Genomic DNA, 1,132 nt, shown 5'->3' with positions numbered 1-1,132 from the left:
GTGGGCAGGGCGGCTTGCGGAAGTTCCGCAGGCGGAGGCTTTTGCTTTTCAGGCGTCAATCAATATTGACAGCCGACTTGTCTTTGATGACATTGCCGGAAGCAAGGCCCACGCAGTAATGCTCGGCAGACAAGGAATTATCTCAAAGGACAGCGCGGGGAAAATTGTAAAAGAACTAAACGCTATCGCAAGCGAAATTAAAGCGGACAAATTGAAGATAGACACGGCGCATGAGGATATTCATTCTTTTTTAGAAGCAATTTTAACGGAGCGTCTTGGCGATACGGGCAAAATGGTTCACGCGGGGCGAAGCAGAAACGATCAGGTGGCGGTCGCTTTCCGCCTGTATCTAAAACGTACAGTACCGCAGTTACAAAAAGAATTAGCCGCGTTTGTTAATGCGCTTCTTGATACGGCGTTGTCTAATGTAAACAGCATAATGCCCGGTTACACGCACCTTCAAAGAGCGCAACCCGTAACGCTTGGACATCACCTAACGGCATGGTGTACCGCTCTGGAAAGGGATTATTCCCGTTTTAGCGACGCTCTTAAAAGATTTGACGAGTGTCCTTTGGGAAGCGGAGCGTTAGCTGCAACTACCCTGCCCCTTGATCGCAAGGCTGTCGCGCAGGAGTTGGGTTTTAGCAGACCATGTATCAATTCCATGGACGCTGTTGCAGACAGAGACTTTGTTTTGGAACTTTCAAGCGCCTGCGCAATCACTATGGTTCATTTATCACGTTTTTGCGAAGACATAGTTTTATGGGCAAGCGAAGAATTTAAATTTATCGATCTTGCCGAATCATGGAGCACAGGTTCTTCTATCATGCCTCAGAAAAAAAATCCCGATTTTGCGGAACTTATCCGTGGAAAAACAGGAAGAACAACGGGCAACCTTGTCGCTCTTTTCACACTGCTAAAAGGACTGCCTTATGCGTATAACAAAGATTTACAGGAAGATAAAGAAAACCTTTTCGACAGCATCGACACATTGAACGTCTGCCTTCGAATGTTCGCCGGAATGATTAAAACCTCTCAATTTAACATTAAGCGAATGAAAGCGGCGTGTACAGGCGGCTTTTTGGAAGCGACAGACATGGCGGAATATCTTGTCCGCAAGGGGCTTCCTTTC

At 46.8% G+C, this 1,132-nt stretch carries 1 protein-coding gene; it reads left to right on the top strand.

Translation table 11 applies throughout. The features are described 5' to 3' along the window. A partial coding sequence (argH, locus tag ACYVRH_RS13065; RefSeq protein ID WP_461257335.1) for an argininosuccinate lyase occupies positions 1–1,132 on the top strand: 1,132 nt, incomplete at both ends.

The sequence above is a fragment of the Treponema sp. R80B11-R83G3 genome (genome assembly GCF_054786115.1).
Note: the sequence above shows the minus strand (reverse complement) of the source record. Positions and strands in the feature narration are given on the sequence as shown.